14 protein-coding genes are annotated in these 17,608 nt (G+C 69.1%); 8 read left to right on the top strand and 6 right to left on the bottom strand.

The annotated features are described in order from the left end of the window. Positions 1 to 12: 12 nt before the first annotated feature. Positions 13 to 948: a helix-turn-helix domain-containing protein gene (locus AC3IFE_RS26410; protein ID WP_489192985.1), complete on the bottom strand. Its 936-nt coding sequence runs from the start codon at positions 946 to 948 to the stop codon at positions 13 to 15. Positions 949 to 1,082: 134 nt separating this feature from the next. On the opposite strand from AC3IFE_RS26410, the gene AC3IFE_RS26405 reads away from it, so the two are divergent. Beyond that, complete coding sequence (locus AC3IFE_RS26405) at positions 1,083 to 1,973, top strand: DMT family transporter (protein ID WP_489192983.1); 891 nt, start codon at positions 1,083 to 1,085, stop codon at positions 1,971 to 1,973. A 123-nt stretch (positions 1,974 to 2,096) separates the two neighbouring features. Here the strand turns inward: AC3IFE_RS26405 and AC3IFE_RS26400 are convergent, their stop codons facing one another. After that, positions 2,097 to 3,311 (bottom strand): MFS transporter, encoded by a 1,215-nt coding sequence (locus AC3IFE_RS26400; RefSeq protein WP_089466778.1) that lies wholly within the window; start codon positions 3,309 to 3,311, stop codon positions 2,097 to 2,099. A gap of 335 nt (positions 3,312 to 3,646) precedes the next feature. Between AC3IFE_RS26400 and xdhA the strand changes: the two genes are divergently transcribed. The 4 genes from xdhA (at position 3,647) to AC3IFE_RS26380 (ending at position 8,883) form a co-directional block, all read left to right on the top strand. Beyond that, positions 3,647 to 5,233, top strand: a complete 1,587-nt coding sequence (xdhA, locus tag AC3IFE_RS26395) for a xanthine dehydrogenase small subunit (RefSeq protein ID WP_089466779.1) — start codon at positions 3,647 to 3,649, stop codon at positions 5,231 to 5,233. 18 nt (positions 5,234 to 5,251) lie between these two features. Next, entirely contained in the window at positions 5,252 to 7,615 is a 2,364-nt protein-coding gene (xdhB, locus tag AC3IFE_RS26390; RefSeq protein ID WP_489192980.1) for a xanthine dehydrogenase molybdopterin binding subunit, read from the top strand. A gap of 84 nt (positions 7,616 to 7,699) precedes the next feature. After that, on the top strand, positions 7,700 to 8,368 hold the full coding sequence (gene xdhC / locus AC3IFE_RS26385; RefSeq protein WP_489192978.1) for a xanthine dehydrogenase accessory protein XdhC: 669 nt from the start codon (positions 7,700 to 7,702) through the stop codon (positions 8,366 to 8,368). A gap of 113 nt (positions 8,369 to 8,481) precedes the next feature. Beyond that, positions 8,482 to 8,883, top strand: a complete 402-nt coding sequence (locus AC3IFE_RS26380; RefSeq protein ID WP_489192976.1) for a nuclear transport factor 2 family protein — start codon at positions 8,482 to 8,484, stop codon at positions 8,881 to 8,883. Between the two features lie 44 nt (positions 8,884 to 8,927). Here AC3IFE_RS26380 and AC3IFE_RS26375 read toward each other — a convergent pair whose 3' ends face one another. From AC3IFE_RS26375 to AC3IFE_RS26365, 3 genes are all read right to left on the bottom strand, one after another. Further along, entirely contained in the window at positions 8,928 to 9,875 is a 948-nt protein-coding gene (locus AC3IFE_RS26375; protein ID WP_489192974.1) for a LysR family transcriptional regulator, read from the bottom strand. An 81-nt stretch (positions 9,876 to 9,956) separates the two neighbouring features. Beyond that, positions 9,957 to 10,595, bottom strand: coding sequence for a DsbA family protein (locus AC3IFE_RS26370; protein WP_089466784.1), 639 nt, complete (start codon positions 10,593 to 10,595; stop codon positions 9,957 to 9,959). Between the two features lie 94 nt (positions 10,596 to 10,689). After that, positions 10,690 to 12,132 carry a TAXI family TRAP transporter solute-binding subunit gene (locus AC3IFE_RS26365; protein ID WP_489192971.1) on the bottom strand — a complete coding sequence of 481 codons (1,443 nt, stop codon included), beginning with the start codon at positions 12,130 to 12,132 and terminating at the stop codon, positions 10,690 to 10,692. A 431-nt stretch (positions 12,133 to 12,563) separates the two neighbouring features. On the opposite strand from AC3IFE_RS26365, the gene AC3IFE_RS26360 reads away from it, so the two are divergent. Together AC3IFE_RS26360 and AC3IFE_RS26355 are read left to right on the top strand one after the other, a co-directional pair. Beyond that, on the top strand, positions 12,564 to 12,929 hold the full coding sequence (locus AC3IFE_RS26360) for a BON domain-containing protein (RefSeq protein ID WP_089466786.1): 366 nt from the start codon (positions 12,564 to 12,566) through the stop codon (positions 12,927 to 12,929). 138 nt (positions 12,930 to 13,067) lie between these two features. Next, positions 13,068 to 15,155 (top strand): D-(-)-3-hydroxybutyrate oligomer hydrolase, encoded by a 2,088-nt coding sequence (locus AC3IFE_RS26355; protein WP_489192969.1) that lies wholly within the window; start codon positions 13,068 to 13,070, stop codon positions 15,153 to 15,155. A 208-nt stretch (positions 15,156 to 15,363) separates the two neighbouring features. On the opposite strand, the gene AC3IFE_RS26350 is transcribed toward AC3IFE_RS26355, so the two are convergent. Next, complete coding sequence (locus AC3IFE_RS26350) at positions 15,364 to 15,621, bottom strand: hypothetical protein (RefSeq protein ID WP_489192967.1); 258 nt, start codon at positions 15,619 to 15,621, stop codon at positions 15,364 to 15,366. Between the two features lie 148 nt (positions 15,622 to 15,769). Between AC3IFE_RS26350 and AC3IFE_RS26345 the strand changes: the two genes are divergently transcribed. Then, a complete protein-coding gene (locus AC3IFE_RS26345; RefSeq protein ID WP_489192965.1) occupies positions 15,770 to 17,605 on the top strand; it encodes a S10 family peptidase in 1,836 nt (611 codons plus the stop codon). The last annotated feature ends 3 nt before the right edge of the window (positions 17,606 to 17,608 follow it).

Here is a 17,608-nt window from a genome sequence, read left to right as displayed (position 1 = left end):
AACGGGCCGTGCTCAGCGGCCCTGCATCGCGCGCCGGTACGTATTCGGCGTCGTGCCGTGCGCGTCGCGAAAGCGATGGCTGAAGTGGCCGGCGTTCGCGTAGCCGCAGTCGGCCGCGATCTGCGCGAGCGGCAGCATCGTCGTGCGCAGCAGCTCGCGGGCGCGGGCGAGCCGTTGCTCGGCCACCCACGCGTGCGGCGCGCGGCCGAACGACAGCCGGAACATCCGCGAGAAATGGTATTCGGACAGCGCGGCAACCTCGGCGAGTTCGCCGAGCGTCAGCGGCTGCGTGAGATACGTGTCGATGTAGTCGCGCACGCGGCGGCGCACGGCCGGCGCGAGGCCGCCGCGGAACGACGTGTCGGTGCGCGTCGTGCTCTGCCCGCGCAGCAGCAGGCTCAGCACGTCGTGCGCGGTCTCGTTCACGCGCAGCCGCTCGTCGGCATCTTCCCAGCCGTCGAGCGCGAGCGAGCGCAGCAGCGCGGCGACGCGCGCATCCTCGAAATAGGTGCGATCGGCGAGCTTCAGCTCGCGCGGCTCGCGGTCGAGCTCGCGGATCGCGCGCTGCGTGAAGTGCTCGGGCAGGAAATACAGGTGGATGAAATGCATTTCGCCGCGTACCCACCAGCGCGATTCATGGTCGCCCGGCAATGCGCACAGCAGGCTCGGCGCGCCGTAGCGCGGCACGCGCTGGCGCTCGGTCCGGTAGCCGCCGTCGAGGTAGCACGACAGCGTGTGATGGCCGGGCTGCTCGTAGACCGTTTCGCTTTCGTCGGTGATCCGCGTCCACTCGGCGATCGCGAGGTGGTCGCCGAGCCACGCGAAGCGCTCGAGCGTCGCGTTCGCGTCGGCGAGCGTGCGGCAGACCGACTGCAGGCCGAACGGCAGATCGCCGCCGGCCAGGGCGGCGGCGCGGTCGATGGGCGGGGCGCAGAGGGAGAGACTCATGATGCGCCGAGTATAAGCGGGCGCGCGGCGCCGCGTGCGGCGTCCCGAAAAAGACCGCAATTCCGGACAATCGGCACGCGCGGGGCGCCGGCATAGTCGGGATCCCGATTCACCCGATTGTCCGGAACGCCGCCATGAACCTGTCGCTTTATTTCGTCACCGTGCTGATCTGGGGCACCACCTGGATCGCGATCAAGTGGCAGCTCGGCTCGGTGCCGCCGCCCGTGTCGATCGCATGGCGCTTCTGGCTCGCGGCCGCCGTGCTGTTCGCGCTGCTGCGCGTGATGCGCCGCCCGGTGCGTCCGCCGCGCGAAGCGTGGCGCTTTCTCGTCGCGCAGGGCTTCGCGCTGTTCTGCCTGAATTTCCTGTGTTTTTACTATGCGGAGCAGGTCGTGCCGAGCGGACTCGTCGCGGTGATCTTCTCGACCGCGCCGTTGCTGAACTCGATCAACGGCCGGCTGTTCATGGGCCGCCCGCTGCGGCCGTCGGCGATCGCCGGCGCGCTGCTCGGCCTGACCGGCATCGCATGCCTGTTCTGGCAGCAGATGGCCGGCCATCTCGACGACCACGCGACGTGGACGGGGCTCGCGATCGCGTTGGCCGGCACGATGTGCTTCTCGGCGGGCAACCTGCTGTCGAGCCGGATGCAGTCGATGGGGCTGCACCCGCTCGCGACCAACGGCTGGGCGATGCTGATCGGCGCGGCGATCCTGACCGTCGGCGCCGCGGTGGCCGGGATGCCGTTCACGCTCGACACGAGCCCGCGCTATCTCGGCGCGCTCGTCTATCTGGCCGTGCCGGGCTCGGTGATCGGCTTCACCGCGTACCTGACGCTCGTCGGCCGGATCGGGCCGGAGCGCGCCGCGTACTGCACGGTGCTGTTCCCGATCGTCGCACTGGCCGTGTCGACGGTGTTCGAGGGTTACCAATGGTCGCCGCTCGCGGTGATCGGGCTGCTGCTCGTGGTGGCCGGCAATCTCGTTGCGTTCGATCTCACGCGAAGGTTGTTTCTGCGGACGGCCTGATCGCTTCCCGCTGCCGTCGCACCGGTCGGCGGATGAAAAAACGCCCGCATCGCGCGGGCGTTTTCTTTTGGAGCGGCGGCGGTGCGAGAGGTGCGACCACCGCCGGGCACCGCGCCGGCGGAATCACGCCGCCGCGCCGCTCCCCGCCACGCGCGCCTGCCGCTGGTACAGCACCATCGACAGCGCGACGCCCGCGGCGGCGGCCACCGCCGCGAACAGGAACACCTGCGGATAGCCGAACGCGCCCGCGACATAGCCGGCGAGCGGCCCGGTGATGCCGAGCGACAGGTCGAGGAACACCGAATACGCGGAGAGCGCCGCGCCGCGGCTTGCCGGCGGCACGAGCGCGACGGCCTCGACGCCGAGCGCCGGGAAAATCAGCGCGAAACCGAAGCCCGTCAGCGCCGCGCCGACGAGCGCGACGTGCGGCACCGGCGCGAGCCACAGCAGCAAAAGGCCCGCGGATTCGAACGCGAACGACACGATCGCGACGCGGAAGCCGCCGTAGGTCTTGATCGTGTTCGCGAACAGCAGGCGCGCGCCGATGAACAGCGTGCCGAACACGGTCAGCGACAGCGCGGCGTTCGGCCAGTGGCGCGCCGCGTAGTACAGCGTGACGAACGTGGCGATCGAGCCGAAGCCGGCCGAACCGAGCGCGAGGCCGAGGCCGTGCGGCAGCACGCGCGTGAATACGCTCGCATACGACATCCGTTCGCCGTGCACGAGCGGCACCGGCGCGATCAGGCGGGCGAGGTAGAAGCCGAGCGCGGCGAGCGCGATCACAATCACGCCGATCAGCGCCGGATTCAGCGTATGCGCGATCGCGACGCCGACCGGCGCGCCGAGCGCGAGCGCGCCGTAGGTCGCGATGCCGTTCCACGAGATCACCTTCGCGTTGTGCGCGACGCCGACCCGGCCGATGCCCCACAGGATCGCGCCGGTGCCGCACAGGCTTTCGCCGACGCCGAGCACGAGCCGGCTCGCGACCAGCAGCACGAGGCTCGCGACCGGCCAGTGCGCGAGCAGCAGCGCGACGAGCAGCAGCACGCCCGACACGCCGCAGCCGACCAGCCCGCGCAGCACCGTCTGCTTCGGCCCGAGCGTATCGGCGAGGCGACCGGCGAGCGGCCGCGACGCGAGCGTCGCGAAATACTGGACGCTGATCGCGCCGCCCGCGACGATCGCGGAAAAGCCGAGGTCGTCGTGGACGAAGCCCGGCAGCACTGCGAGCGGCAGGCCGATGGTCAGGTAGCAGATGAACGTGAAGCAGACGACGGACACGATTTGCAGCGTGAGCGCAAACCCGCTGCGCGGCGGTGTGGCGGAATCGGATGACATGGGGTCGGAACGAATGACGGAGCGAACGGAAAACGGCAGAAAAGGGAATCGGGATTTTCCCATGGAACCGGTTTTCCCGCAGGTACCATTTAGTTAAACGCGCCCCGTTCGTGAGGCGGATCGATGGGTCACGGGGCCTGGAACGGACGGAGCGGCCCGTGCCGCAAGGGCCTCGGCCGGTCGGGCGCGCATATCGCTGCAGTTATATGAGCCGCATGCGTGATGGGCTATGGGTTGCGGAATTTGACGGTGATAGCGTGCAAACTGTCAGAAAAACGTCGGTCGAGCGCTCCGCGCCAGCCGCCTTGCCCCCAAATTTGAAGAAACACCGAGACATGAGTGAGCCGATCCGCTTCTACCATCGTCACGCGATCCGCGAAGTCAGCGGCGCGGACGTGACCCGCACCGTGCTGCAATACCTGCGCGAGGACGCGCATTGCACCGGCACCAAGGAAGGCTGCGCGGAAGGCGACTGCGGCGCGTGCACGGTCGTCGTCGGCGAGCTGACCGACGCCGGCGCGGTCGAATTCAAGGCCGTCAACGCATGCATCCAGTTCCTGCCGACGCTCGACGGCAAGGCGCTGCTCACGGTCGAGGACCTGCGCCGGCCGGACGGCTCGCTGCACCCGGTGCAGCAGGCGATGGTCGATTGCCACGGTTCGCAATGCGGGTTCTGCACGCCGGGTTTCGTGATGTCGATGTGGGCGCTGTACGAGAAGCACGGCCACGAAGGCTGCGGCAACGCGTGCGCGAAGGCGAAGGACGTGCCGACGCGCACCGAGATCGCCGATGCGCTGACGGGCAACCTGTGCCGCTGCACCGGCTATCGTCCGATCGTCGATGCGGCGGTGCGGATGTTCGATGCGACCGGCGAAGGCGCGGCCGGAGAATCCGCGCCGCACCCGGCCTCGCCGGTCGACACGGCCGCGCTCGCCCGCACGCTCGCGTCGCTCAAGCGCGACGACACGTTCGACTACACGACGGTCAACGGCGCGCGCTTCGCGGCGCCGCGCACGCTCGACGCGCTGGCCGCGCTGAAGGCCGAGCGTCCCGACGCGCGCATCCTTGCGGGCAGCACCGACATCGGCCTGTGGGTCACCAAGCAGATGCGCCGCCTCGACGACCTGATCTACGTCGGCCAGATCGCCGAACTGCAGCAGGTCGTGCACGGCGACGACTGGATCGCGATCGGCGCGGGCGTGACGGTCGAGAAGGCCTATGCGGCGCTGGCCGGCACGTATCCCGAGCTGACCGAGATGTGGAAGCGCTTCGCGTCGCTGCCGATCCGCAACGCGGGCACGCTCGGCGGCAACGTCGCGAACGGCTCCCCGATCGGCGATTCGATGCCGGGCCTGATCGCGCTCGGCGCGCGCGTCGTGCTGCGCGGCGGCGACACGGTGCGCGAGCTGCCGCTCGAGGCGCTGTACACCGGCTATCAGCAAAAGGACATGGCGCCGCACGAATTCGTCGTCGGCGTGAAGGTGCCGACCCGCACCGGCGCGCGCGAAAAACTGCAATTCCGCACGTACAAGCTGTCGAAGCGGTTCGATTCGGACATCTCGGCCGTGTGCGCCGCGTTCGCGTTCATCGCGGACGGCGACACGATCCGCGAGCCGCGCATCGCATTCGGCGGGATGGCCGCGACGCCGAAGCGCGCTGCCCATACGGAAGCCGTGCTCGACGGCGCACAGTGGCACGAAGCCACCGCGCAGGCCGCGATGCGGGCGCTCGAGCGCGACTACCAGCCGCTGTCCGACATGCGCGCAACCAGCGCGTATCGCCTCGATACCGCGAAGAACCTGATGTTCCGATTCTGGCTGGAGACGCGTGCGCACGACCCGCTGCCGCCGCAGGCGCTGAACGTGCGCGAAGTGGCCGCCGAAGCAGGCGCCGAAGTTGCCGACGACGCGGCGCGCGTCTGACGACGGAGAACACCGAACATGAACCAGCAAGCAGAACCGTTCCTCAGCACCCTCGACCCGCAGGCCGACGCCGCGCAGGTGCACGTGTCGCGCGCGCACGAATCCGCCCACCTGCACGTGAGCGGCCGCGCCACCTACACCGACGACATTCCGCTCGTCGCCGGCACGCTGCACGCGGCGCTCGGGCTGTCGGCGAAGCCGCACGCGAAGATCGTGTCGATGAATTTCGACGCGGTGCGCGCGACGCCGGGCGTGGTCGCCGTGTTCACGGCCGACGATATTCCCGGCGTCAACGATTGCGGCCCGATCATCCACGACGATCCGGTCCTGGCCAAAGGCATCGTGCAGTTCGTCGGCCAGCCGATGTTCATCGTCGTCGCGACGTCGCATGAAACCGCGCGGCTTGCCGCGCGCCGCGCGCAGGTCGACTACGAGGAACTGCCCGCGATCCTGACCGCGCAGGACGCGCGCAAGGCCGAAACCTACGTGATCCCGCCGCTGAAGCTCGCGCGTGGCGACGCGGCCGCGCGGCTCGCCGTCGCGCCGCACCGCGAGTCGGGCGAGATGCTGCTCGGCGGTCAGGAGCAGTTCTACCTGGAAGGGCAGATCGCGTACGCGGTGCCGAAGGACGACGACGGGATGCACGTGTACTGCTCGACGCAGCACCCGAGCGAGATGCAGCACCTCGTCGCGCACGTGCTCGGCGTCGCGTCGCACAACGTGCTGGTCGAATGCCGCCGGATGGGCGGCGGCTTCGGCGGCAAGGAATCGCAGTCGGGCCTGTTCGCGTGCTGCGCGGCGCTCGCCGCATGGAAGCTGCTGTGCCCGGTGAAGCTGCGGCCGGACCGTGACGACGACATGATGATCACCGGCAAGCGGCACGACTTCCATTACCGCTTCGACGTCGGCTACGACGACGAAGGCCGCATCGACGGCGTCGCGCTCGACATGACGTCGCGCTGCGGCTTCTCGGCCGACCTGTCGGGCCCGGTGATGACGCGCGCGGTGTGCCACTTCGACAACGCGTACTGGCTCGGCGACGTCGACATCGCCGGCTACTGCGGCAAGACCAACACGCAGTCGAACACCGCGTTCCGCGGCTTCGGCGGCCCACAGGGCGCATTCGCGATCGAATACATCCTCGACGACATCGCGCGTTCGCTCGGCCGCGATCCGCTCGACGTCCGCTACGCGAACCTGTACGGCAAGACCGAACGCAACGTGACGCCGTACGGACAGACCGTCGAGGACAACGTGCTGCGGGAACTGCTCGGCGAACTCGAGACCACGAGCGACTACCGCGCGCGGCGCGCGGGCGTGCGCGCGTTCAACGCACGCAATACGGTGCTGAAGAAAGGCATTGCGCTCACGCCGGTGAAATTCGGCATCGCGTTCAACGTCACGCACTTCAACCAGGCCGGCGCGCTGGTGCACATCTACACCGACGGCTCGGTGCTCGTGAACCACGGCGGCACGGAGATGGGGCAGGGGCTCAACACGAAAGTCGCGCAGGTCGTCGCGCACGAGCTCGGCATCCGTTTCGGCCGGATCCGCGTGACGGCGACCGACACGAGCAAGGTCGCGAACACGTCCGCGACCGCCGCGTCGACGGGCTCGGACCTGAACGGCAAGGCCGCGCAGGATGCGGCGCGCCAGTTGCGCGAGCGGCTCGCGGCGTTCGCGGCGAAGCAGTTCGGCGACGGCAAGGTCGATGCGGCCGACGTGAAGTTCGGCAACGACGTCGTGTGGGTCGGCGGCCATGGCGTGCCGTTCGGCGAAGTGGTCGCGAAGGCGTATCTCGCGCGGGTGCAGCTGTGGTCCGACGGCTTCTATGCGACGCCGAAGCTGCACTGGGATCAATCGAAGCTGCAGGGCCGGCCGTTCTACTACTACTCGTACGGCGCGGCCGTGTCGGAAGTCGTGATCGACACGCTGACGGGCGAGATGCGTACGCTGCGCGTCGATGCGCTGCACGACGTGGGTGCGTCGCTGAACCCGGCGCTCGACATCGGCCAGGTCGAAGGCGCGTTCATCCAGGGGATGGGCTGGCTCACCACCGAGGAGCTGTGGTGGAACGCGGGCGGCAAGCTGATGACGCATGCGCCGTCCACGTACAAGATTCCGACGGTGAACGACACGCCGCCGGAGTTCAACGTGCGGCTGTTCCGGAACCGCAACGTGGAGGACAGCATCCACCGTTCGAAGGCCGTCGGCGAGCCGCCGCTGCTGCTGCCGTTCTCGGTGTTCTTCGCGGTGCGTGACGCGGTGGCCGCGGTCGGCGACTATCAGGTGAACCCGCCGCTCGACGCACCGGCCACCGGCGAGTCGATCCTGCGCGCGGTGAATGCGGTGCGTGCGGCGAGCGCCGCGCGGGCGGGCTGAGATGAACCGCCGCTCCACGCTCGCGTCGTGCACCGGCCCTGACGGGGCGGTCAGCGTCGTCGGGACGGCCCGGTGGAGGCGCGCATGAACGGCCCCGCTCGTTCGCCGCGTGCCGCGTCGCCCACGCCCGCCGCCGGATGCGACGGTGCGTGCGGCAGCGCGCCGTCGCAGCTTCAACCGTTCGCGCCGGGCACCGGCCAGCGCAACCGCGCGACCGTGGCTCCGCCGCCGATGCACGTCGTGCTGTTCGGCGCCGGGCACGTCGGCCACGCGCTCGTCACGCTGCTCGGCGCGCTGCCGTGCGTCGTGCAGTGGGTCGACACGCGCGACGAGCTGTTCCCGGACGAGTGTCCGCCGAACGTGCAGCCGGAGCCGACCGACACGCCGGAGGCCGTCGTCGACGCGGCGCCGCCCGGCACGTACTTTCTCGTGATGACGCACAACCACGCGCTCGATTTCGCGCTCGCCGCGGCGATCATGCGGCGGCGCGACTACGCGTACTTCGGGATGATCGGCTCGCGCACGAAACGCGTGAAGTTCGAGCGCCGGCTCGCCGCGCGCGGCGTCGATCCGACGCGGCTCGTCGAGATGGTGTGCCCGATCGGCGTCGCGGGCATCGTCGACAAGGCGCCGGGCGCGATCGCGGTGGCTGTCTGCGCGGAGCTGCTGCAGGCCCGCTCGGGCATGCCGGTGGCCGATGCGAAGGCGGCCGCGGCCGGGCGCGCACGCGACGACGTGTCCTGCGTGCGATAAAGCCGCGGCAAAACGGTCATGCCGCGCGGCCGGCGCACGGCCGCGCGTTTTTGCCTACACTGCACGACAACGCGCGGCAGCGGGCCGCGCTTCATGTCATCGCGCACGCACCCATGTCCGATCACTCCGTCTATCTCGACGCGCTCGATGCGAGCGTCGTCGCCATCGAGCGCTGGCTGTCCGGCGTCGATACCGCGCCGGCGGCGCTCGATGCGCTGCTTGCCGCGTTTTCCGTCGACTTCACGATGATCCTGACCGACGGCCGCATGGTCGACCGTGACGGCATGCGCGCGCTGTTCGCGAAGCTGGCCGGCGCGAAGCCGGGGCTGCGCATCACGCTGTCGGAGATCCGCGTGCGCGCGGCCGACGCGACGCATGCGGTGATCACCTATCTCGAAGCACAGCACGCGACATCGGGCGAACTGCCGGCGCGTCGCGCGACCGCCGTGTTCGCGCGCGACGCGGCGGGCGTCGTGCGCTGGGCCCATCTGCAGGAAACCTTCTGCACGGCCTGAGCGGCCGCGTTGCCTGACCAGTCGCGCGACGCTTTGGCCGCACGTCAGCGCTTGCGGGTGCGGGCGACCGTCAGCTCGTCGGACACGCTCTGCATCAGCGCGCACAGCCACGCGATGTCGGTCGGCCGATCGGGTTGCGGATGGGTGAGCAGGTAGCTCTTGATGCGCGGGAACGGCACGGGCGGCGTGACGACGACGAGCGGCAACAGTTGCGCATAGTGCGTCGCGAAGCGGCGCGTCGTCGTGAAGATCAGGTCCGACTGCAGCAGCACCTGCGGCACGATGCCGAAGTACGGCAGCGTCGTCACGATGCGCCGCGTGAGGCGCGCACGTGCCAGGCCGATCTCGATCGCGTTGCGCTTGTCGCCGGTGTACGGCGTCGGCGCGACGTGCGCGGCCGCCGCATACGCGTCGCGCGTGAGCGGCTCGCGGGCGAGCGGATGCGCGTCGCGCATCAGGCACACGATCGTGTCGGAGAACAGGTCCTGGCGCGCGAACTGCGGGTCGGGCTTCGGCCAGTTGCCGATCACGAGATCGAGCGCGCCCGATTGGAGCGCGCCCGCGTGATCGAGCGCGGGATTCAGCGAATCGATTTCCAGACGCGCATGCGGCGCCGCGTCGCGAAAGCGCTCGATCAGCGTCGGCATGAAGAAATCGTTCAGGTAGTCGGGCGCGGCGACGCGGAACGTGCGCCGCGCGGACGACGGATCGAAGTCGCCGTGCGGCGTCGCGATGAAGTCGACCTCGCGCAGCGCGCGCGACGCGGCTTCGAGCAGCGACGCGCCGTATTCGGTCGGCACCATGCCGGATTTGCCGCGCACGAGGATCGGATCGTTCAGCGTCTCGCGCAGCTTGCGCAGCGCGGTGCTGATCGCGGGCTGGGTCTGGTTCAGCCGCAGCGCGGCCTGCGTGACGCTGCGCTCGAGCAGCAGCGTGCGCAGCACGCGCACGAGCCAGATGTCGAGCGAGGCGGTACGGTCGTCGTCTTCCATCGATGGGGGGTGATTCCAGTGACGCGTAACCTTACCGCAGCCGTGCGTTGCCGTGCGTGATACCGGCCATCACGCACGCCATCACGCGCGGCCCTTCGGCAGCGTGCTGATCCGCTTGACCTCGCGCGATTCGAGCCAGTTCGGCGTGCGCGCGCAGTACAGCACCATCGGCAGCGCGTCCTCGCCCCAGAACAGTTGCTGGTTCATCCAGAACGTCGGCACGCCGAACACGCCGAGCGCGATCGCGTCGGCCGTGTTGCGCGCCAGCTGCGCGGCGGTTTCCTCGAATTCGATCAGCTCGTCGCCGTGGCTCACGCCGACGCGTTCGCACAGTGCCGCGAAGCCTTCCGGCGTCGACGGATCGTTGCCTTCGCGCCAGATGAAGCGGAACATTTCCAGCACCGTCGCGATATCGGCGCGCAGCGCGATCGCGAGGCGCAGCACCTTGTCGGAATCGAACGGGTGCGCGGGCGGCATCTTGAAGCGGATGCCGAGCTGTTCCGCGCGGAACAGCGCGTGACGGTACGTGAATACACGCTTGGCCGGCACGTCGGCGGTCGCGCGCTGGCCCCAGTGGCGCTGGAGGTCGGTCAGCGACACGGCCACGGGCTGGAACGGCACGTCGGGCCATTTGTCGTGCTGCTCGAGCAGCAGATACGAGAACGGCGACACGAAGTCGAAGAACCAGGCGGGTTGGGCGGTATCGAGGCCGGTTGTCATGTCGTTCTCCAGAGGGTGGGGCGTGCGGCGCCTGGCGGCGGCCTCCATGTTACGCGGCAGCGCGCGCATGCAGCAATGATCGCGGATCGTTCGCTCACGCGGAACCGGGAGTCGCCCGGGGGGCGTCGCCGGCCGGCGGCGGGCCGGTTTCCGCGCGCGCCGGCGGGTTGCCGGCGCCGGGCGGGCCCGCCGGCGCATCCGGGTCGTGCGACGTGAGCCGCTCGCGCACGAAGCCGATGTGCTCGCGCAGCACGTAGAACTGCCCGGCGTACGCGAGCGGCATCTTCATCCGGTTCACGGCCTCCTCGATGTCGTCGAGCTGGTCGAGCAACTGCACGCGCTCCTCGGCCGTATGCTCGCCGAGCGCGCTGCGCTCGAGCGCGATCAGCGCGCCGTACCAGCGGTAGATGCGCGAGCGCACGCGCCAGCCGTACAGCGACGGCACGAGCCGCAACCCGGGGATCAGTACGACGATCAGCGGCACGACCACCACCAGCAACCGGTCGACGAGGCTCGCGACCCAGAACGGCAGCCGCCGGTACAGGAAGCTCTTGCCGGATTTGTAGTAGCGCGCGGCGTCGTCGGACAGCGGAAAGCCGCGCGTGACGGACGACGGGAATTCGCCCGCGTGCTGCAGGATCGTCGCGTGGCCGTGCACTTCGCGCGCGGCCTCGATCAGCAGGTCGGACAGCGCCGGGTGCAGCGAGTCGCGCGCGACGAGTTCGATCGTCGGCGCGACCGTGTGGATGTCGGCGGGCGGCAGGTTGCGGCCGAGATCGTAGACGCCCATCGGCAGCGTGATCGCGGTCAGGTACGGAAAGCGCCGCGCGTACGCCTCGGCCTGCGTGAACGAATACACGTGCACGCCGGGCGCGCGGAACAGCTTCGCCATCACCGGGATCTGCGTCGAGTCGCCGGACAGGAAGGCGGCGTCGATCTTGCCGTCGAGCAGCGCGGTCGCGGCGTCCTCGCCGGCAGTCGGCAGGAGCGCGGTCGGGCCGCCCGGCACGATGCCGTTCATCTTCAGCAACGCGAGGCTCAATTCGCGCGCGCCGCTGCCTTCGGCGCCGAGCGCGAGCCGCTTGCCCTTGAAGTCGGACAGGCGCGCGACGACCGGGCCGCGGTACATGATCGCGAGCGGCACGTAGCCGATGCTGCCGAGCGATACCAGATGCTCGTCGCGCGCCTTCGGGCCGATGCCGCTCTGCACGAAGCCGACGTCGACCGGCGCGTTCGGGTTCGACAGCCGCGTGAGGTTCTGCGCGGAACCCTCGGACGATTGAACGTCGAGCGTGACGCCGTTTTTCGCGAGGATCGTCTTGTATTTCTGCGCGGCGTTCCAGTACGTGCTGCCGGGCGGGCCGGCCGAGATCACGAGCGTGGACGGCGGGGCCGGCTGGATCAGCTTGACCGCGAGCCAGACCGCCGCGCCGGCGAGCAGCAGGGTCGGGCCGATCGACAGCGCGAGGTCGCGCCACGAGACGGCGACGAAGCGGGCGAGGATGCGGCGCGGCGGGCGAGGGCGGGCAGGCTTCATGGGATCGGCGGATGGCGCTGGCGTGACGCATCGATGACGGTCGTCGCGGGACGACGCGGATTCTCGCGGCGATGGTACCCGGTTTCGCCGCGCATGCGCGAATCCGGCGGGCTCGCGCGGCGGCGCGGCGACGGCGGCGGGCGCCGGCGCGTCAAAAGCTTTGCGCTTCGGCGGGCGCTGGATTACATTGTGCGACGCAGCCGCGCCCGATTCGCGCGCGACCCGGCACGTCATCAGACCGGGCGCGTCCGGCCGGCGGCTGCCCGGCCCGGCCGGCCCGCTTTCGCGTGCGCCGGCCGCCGGCCCGTGACGCCTCTCTCGTATCGCCGTGGAAAACACCGGCTGTCCCGCCCGTTCGCGCGCGGGCCGGCTGTTTTTGGGGGTATCCGGCCGTACTGTGCACGGCCGTTCCGGAGTGATAAGGAGATAGCATGAAGTCGATCGTGTTGAGAGCGTTGGGTGTCGCCGCCGTGGCGGCCTGTCTGTCGGGCAGCGTATATGCGCAGTCGAGCGACGCAGCGGCAACGGAAGCGCCGGCGGCCGCGACGAGCGCGCCGAAGGCCGCCGCGAAAACCGCGAAGAAGGCGAACCGCAAGCTCGGCTACGCGGTGCGCAAGGCCATTACGAAGGCAGGCGGCATCGACGTGGCGAACATCACCGTGCGTTCGAAGGGCGGCGCGATCTCGCTGGAGGGCACGGTGCCCGATCAGGCACAGATCGACAAGGCGGAAGAGGCAGCCAAGAGCGTGAAGGGCGTGACGTCGGTCACGAACAAGCTGACGGTTCAGCAGCAGTAACGCCGGGCGGCGGCGCGCGAGCGCCGCGCGCGCCCGTTTCCAGGCGGGCCCCGGCATGCCGGGGCCCGTTTGCGCTTCAGAGGCCGACAACCGCGCGCGGCGCGGCGGCGGGCCGATAACGATATCGAGGGGGCGGCGATGACGAAGTTCGGGTGGGGCAGGCGGGTGGTGGGGGGCGCGGCGCTGGCCGCGGTCGCGATGCTCGGCGCCTGCAACGGCGACGAGTCGGCCGAGCGCAACCGGTTGCCCGGCTTCGTGTCCGGCAGCGTGCGCACGACGGCCTACGACGGCGCGAGCGACGACCTGCTGACGGCCGGCCTCGGCAAGACGGGCCTTGCGGCGGCGAGCGCGCCGGGCTTCGCGAATCCGTCGCGGCCGACCAGCGCCGAATTGCGCCGCCTCGCCATCTGGTCGAATTACCGCGCGCTCGTCGACATGAGCGCGAACGGCGGCTACGGCCGCTTCTGGGGGCCGAACGTCGATCTCGACGGCAACGACACGCTCGGCGAAGGCAAGATCCCCGGCACCGAATATCTTGCGTACTCCGATGACGGCAGCGGCAGCAAGAACGTGACGCTGCTCGTGCAGGTGCCTGCCAGCTTCAATCCCGCGCAGCCGTGCATCGTCACGGCAACGTCGTCCGGCTCGCGCGGCGTGTACGGCGCGATTTCCGCGGCCGGCGAATGGGCGCTCAAGCGCGGCTGCGCGGTGGCCTACAACGACAAGGGCGGCGGCAACGGCGCGCACGAGCTCGGCTCCGACACCGTCACGCTGATCGACGGCACGCTCGCCGACGCGGTGCTGGCCGGCGCCGCGAGCCTGTTCACCGCGAACGTGACGAGCGGCGATCTCGCCGCGTTCAACAGCCGCTTCCCGAACCGCTATGCGTTCAAGCACGCGCATTCGCAACAAAATCCCGAGCAGGACTGGGGGCGCATGACGCTGCAGGCGGTCGAATTCGCGTATTGGGCGCTCAACGAGCAGTTCGGCCCGCTGATCGACGGCACGCATCACGGCGTGCGCTATCGCGCGGGCGACATCACGACGATCGCCGCGTCGGTCAGCAACGGCGGCGGCGCGTCGCTCGCGGCGGCCGAGCAGGACAACCGCGGGTGGATTACCGCGGTCGTGGTCGGCGAGCCGCAGATCAACGTGCGGATGGCGCCGAATGCGGTCGTCCGCGCGGGCGGCCAGCCGGCGCCGTCGTTCGGCCGGCCGCTGGCCGATTACGCGACGCTCGCGAACCTGCTGGAACCGTGCGCGGCCGCGTCGGCGTCGCTCGCCGGCGCGCCGTACCTGAGCGCGCTGCCGGCCGCGACCACGCAGTCGATCCGCACGCAGCGCTGTGCGACGCTCGCCGCGGCCGGGCTGGTGGCGGGCGCCGACACGCAGAGCCAGGCGGCCGACGCGCTCGCGCAGCTCCACGCGGCCGGCTATCTGGCCGATTCCGACCTGCTGCAGGCGCCGATGTGGGATTCGCAGGCGATTCCCGCGATCGCGGTCACCTATGCGAACGCGTACACGCGCTCGCGCGTCACCGACAACCTGTGCAACTTCAGCTTCGCGACCACGAACGCGGCGGGCGCGGTCGCGGCGCCCGCCGCGTCGCCGATGCCGGCCGTATTCGGCGTCGGCAACGGCGTACCGCCGACGGCCGGCATCAATCTCGTGTTCAACAACGGCGCGGGCGTCGACCACCGGCTCGCGACGCCCGATGCAAGCTTCGCGGGCGCGCTGTGCCTGCGCCAGCTGTGGACGAACGGGATGCTCGGCATGCCCGCGAACGTCGACGCGGTGCGCGTGAACGCGAACCTGCACGGCAAGCCGGCGATCATCGTGCAGGGCCGCAGCGACGCGCTCGTGCCCGTGAACCACGCGTCGCGCGCGTACGTCGCGCAGAACGGCATCAGCGAAGCCGGGCGCAGCCAGCTGGTGTTCTACGAAGTGACGAACGGCCAGCACTTCGACGCGTTCCTGTCGGTTCCGGGCTTCGATACGCGCTTCGTGCCGGTTCACTACTACAACGTGCAGGCGCTGAACCTGATGTGGCGGCACCTGAAGAACGGCGCGCCGCTGCCGCCGTCGCAGGTGATCCGCACGGTGCCGCGCGGCGGCACGCCGGGCGCCGCGCCCGCGCTGACGAGCGCGAACCTGCCGCCGATCTCGGGCGCGCCGGGCGCGAACGCGATTTCCGTCGGCGCCGGCACGATCGACGTGCCGCTCTGACGACGGCCGTCACCCGCCTCCCACGAGCCGGACAGCCGTCCGGCTTTTTTATGCGCGTCTCTGGAATCGGTCCCGGACTGCCTTTTATCCGAATGGCGAGTGCTGTAACAAATTCTTACTTTACGGCGATAAATCCGGAACTTATTATGCGCCGGTATTTTCACTTAATTTAATAAATCAGATTACGAGAATATTTCTTTCCGTTTAGTTAATCGATCCTTTCGATTTTATTCAATCGGCTCGAGTCGCGATTGATCGCCGCTTCGCGATTAATCGATATCTCGCCGACGGGGATCGTTCGTCTGTTCGAAGTGAAGGCGCTTTGCCGGTCGGGCTTTGCGAGGCGTTCTTTTGTCCGTCGCTTTTGCCGTGCCGGCAAATCGGCGGGAATGAATCGGTATTGCGGCGGATCGTTGAATTGCCGTTGGCAATGGAATTGATGCCATTGTGCGGTTGCAAAAAACATGGGTGGGGTAAATCGTGCCGATCGGTATTCGCCGATCCGGTAAAAAACTCGGAATGCGTCGCATAACGAATGCATTCCCGGTGCGGAGCGTCGGCGCAAATGATCCTTTGCGACCGGCGGTATTTATCGTTCTGTTCGAGAGGCAATAATGACGACACGGAAGTCCTTGAAAGACGGTTTCGCGCTATTCGGAACGACCTTGAGCGTACCGCTCGCCGCCGCGGCGGCCGCGGCGCTGCTCGTCACGGGGTGCGGCGGCGACGACGGGCCGAGCCCGACGGCGTCGGCCGCCACCGCGGCCGCGACGTCCAGCGGCAGCACGTCGGCCAGCACCGACGCAACGGCCGCCACCGCGGCCGACCAGCCGTACGTCGACACCGACGTGTACGGCACCGGGCCGAACGATGCGGTCACGGATTCGACGGAAGGCGCGGCGGTCGTGCACCGCCAGGTCACGATCGGCGGCAAGACGATCAAGTACACGGCCACCACCGGCCACCTGACGACGATCGATCCGGTCACGTCGGCGCCGAACGCGAAGATGTTCTACGTCGCGTACACGCAGGACAATCCCGACCCGTCGAAGCCGCGCCCGGTCACGTTCTTCTACAACGGCGGCCCGGGCTCGTCGTCGGTCTACCTGCTGCTCGGCTCGTACGGGCCGAAGCGCCTGCAGTCGTCGTTCCCGAACTTCACGCCGCCCGCGCCGTACAAGCTGCTCGACAACCCGGACAGCCTGCTCGACCGCACCGACCTCGTGTTCATCAACCCGGTCGGCACCGGTTACTCGACCGCGATCGCGCCGGCGAAGAACAAGGACTTCTGGGGCACCGACCAGGACGCACGCTCGATCGACCGCTTCATCCAGCGCTACCTGACCAAGTACTCGCGCTGGAATTCGCCGAAGTTCCTGTACGGCGAGTCGTACGGCACCGCGCGCAGCGCGGTCGTGTCGTGGGTGCTGCACGAGGACGGCATCGACCTGAACGGGATCACGCTGCAGTCGTCGATCCTCGACTACGCGAACGCGCTGTCCGCGGCGGGCACGTTCCCGACGCTCGCGGCCGACGCGTTCTACTGGAAGAAGACGACGCTCAACCCGACGCCGACCGATCTCGATGCGTACATGGTGCAGGCCCGTAACTACGCGGACAACACGCTCGCGCCGCTCGCGCAGAAGCCGAACCCGCAGGACGGCGGCTTCGTGAACGTGCGGCTGAACCTGAACCTGCAGACCGCGCAGCAGATGGGCGCGTACATCGGCACGGACCCGACGTCGCTGATCCAGACCTTCGGCAACCCGGCCGCGCTCGGCAACGTGCCGTCCTCGGACGACAACCCGCCGTACACGTTCTTCCTGACGCTCGTGCCGGGCACGCAGATCGGCCAGTACGACGGTCGCGCGAACTTCACGGGCAAGGGCATCGCGCCGTACATCCTGCCGAACTCGGGCAGCAACGATCCGTCGATCACGAACGTCGGCGGCGCGTACACGGTGCTGTGGAACAGCTACATCAACACCGACCTCAAGTACACGTCGACGTCGTCGTTCGTGGACCTGAACGACCAGGTCTTCAACAACTGGGACTTCAGCCACACGGACCCGACCGGCGCGAACAAGGGCGGCGGCAACACGCTGTACACGGCCGGCGATCTGGCGTCGACGATGAGCGTGAACCCGGATCTGAAGGTGCTGTCGGCGAACGGCTATTTCGACGCCGTCACGCCATTCCACCAGACGGAACTGACGCTCGCGCAGATGCCGCTCGATCCGACGCTGAAGGCGCAGAACCTGACGATCAAGAACTACCCGTCGGGCCACATGATCTACCTGAACGACGCGTCGCGGACCGCGCTGAAGGGCGATCTCGCCAACTTCTACGACGGCATCCTCGCGAATCGCACCGCACTGCAACGCGTGCTGAAGCTGCAGGCGCGCACGCAGCAGATGAAGCAGCAGAAGCTGCGGCAGCAGGGGCAGTAAGCG

Source organism: Burkholderia sp. APQ4-4ca, from assembly GCF_057837105.1.
This window is presented reverse-complemented; position numbering and strand designations above follow the sequence as displayed.

Bases quoted from the DNA above. Each gene is read 5' to 3' on its own strand.
- AC3IFE_RS26345 (WP_489192965.1), top strand. From the start codon at position 15,770: ATGACGACACGGAAGTCCTTGAAAGACGGTTTCGCGCTATTCGGAACG.
- AC3IFE_RS26380 (WP_489192976.1), top strand. From the start codon at position 8,482: ATGTCCGATCACTCCGTCTATCTCGACGCGCTCGATGCGAGCGTCGTC.
- AC3IFE_RS26400 (WP_089466778.1), bottom strand. From the start codon at position 3,311: ATGTCATCCGATTCCGCCACACCGCCGCGCAGCGGGTTTGCGCTCACG.
- AC3IFE_RS26365 (WP_489192971.1), bottom strand. From the start codon at position 12,132: ATGAAGCCTGCCCGCCCTCGCCCGCCGCGCCGCATCCTCGCCCGCTTC.
- AC3IFE_RS26370 (WP_089466784.1), bottom strand. From the start codon at position 10,595: ATGACAACCGGCCTCGATACCGCCCAACCCGCCTGGTTCTTCGACTTC.
- AC3IFE_RS26355 (WP_489192969.1), top strand. From the start codon at position 13,068: ATGACGAAGTTCGGGTGGGGCAGGCGGGTGGTGGGGGGCGCGGCGCTG.
- AC3IFE_RS26350 (WP_489192967.1), bottom strand. From the start codon at position 15,621: ATGTTTTTTGCAACCGCACAATGGCATCAATTCCATTGCCAACGGCAA.
- xdhA (WP_089466779.1), top strand. From the start codon at position 3,647: ATGAGTGAGCCGATCCGCTTCTACCATCGTCACGCGATCCGCGAAGTC.
- xdhB (WP_489192980.1), top strand. From the start codon at position 5,252: ATGAACCAGCAAGCAGAACCGTTCCTCAGCACCCTCGACCCGCAGGCC.
- AC3IFE_RS26360 (WP_089466786.1), top strand. From the start codon at position 12,564: ATGAAGTCGATCGTGTTGAGAGCGTTGGGTGTCGCCGCCGTGGCGGCC.
- xdhC (WP_489192978.1), top strand. From the start codon at position 7,700: ATGAACGGCCCCGCTCGTTCGCCGCGTGCCGCGTCGCCCACGCCCGCC.
- AC3IFE_RS26405 (WP_489192983.1), top strand. From the start codon at position 1,083: ATGAACCTGTCGCTTTATTTCGTCACCGTGCTGATCTGGGGCACCACC.
- AC3IFE_RS26410 (WP_489192985.1), bottom strand. From the start codon at position 948: ATGAGTCTCTCCCTCTGCGCCCCGCCCATCGACCGCGCCGCCGCCCTG.
- AC3IFE_RS26375 (WP_489192974.1), bottom strand. From the start codon at position 9,875: ATGGAAGACGACGACCGTACCGCCTCGCTCGACATCTGGCTCGTGCGC.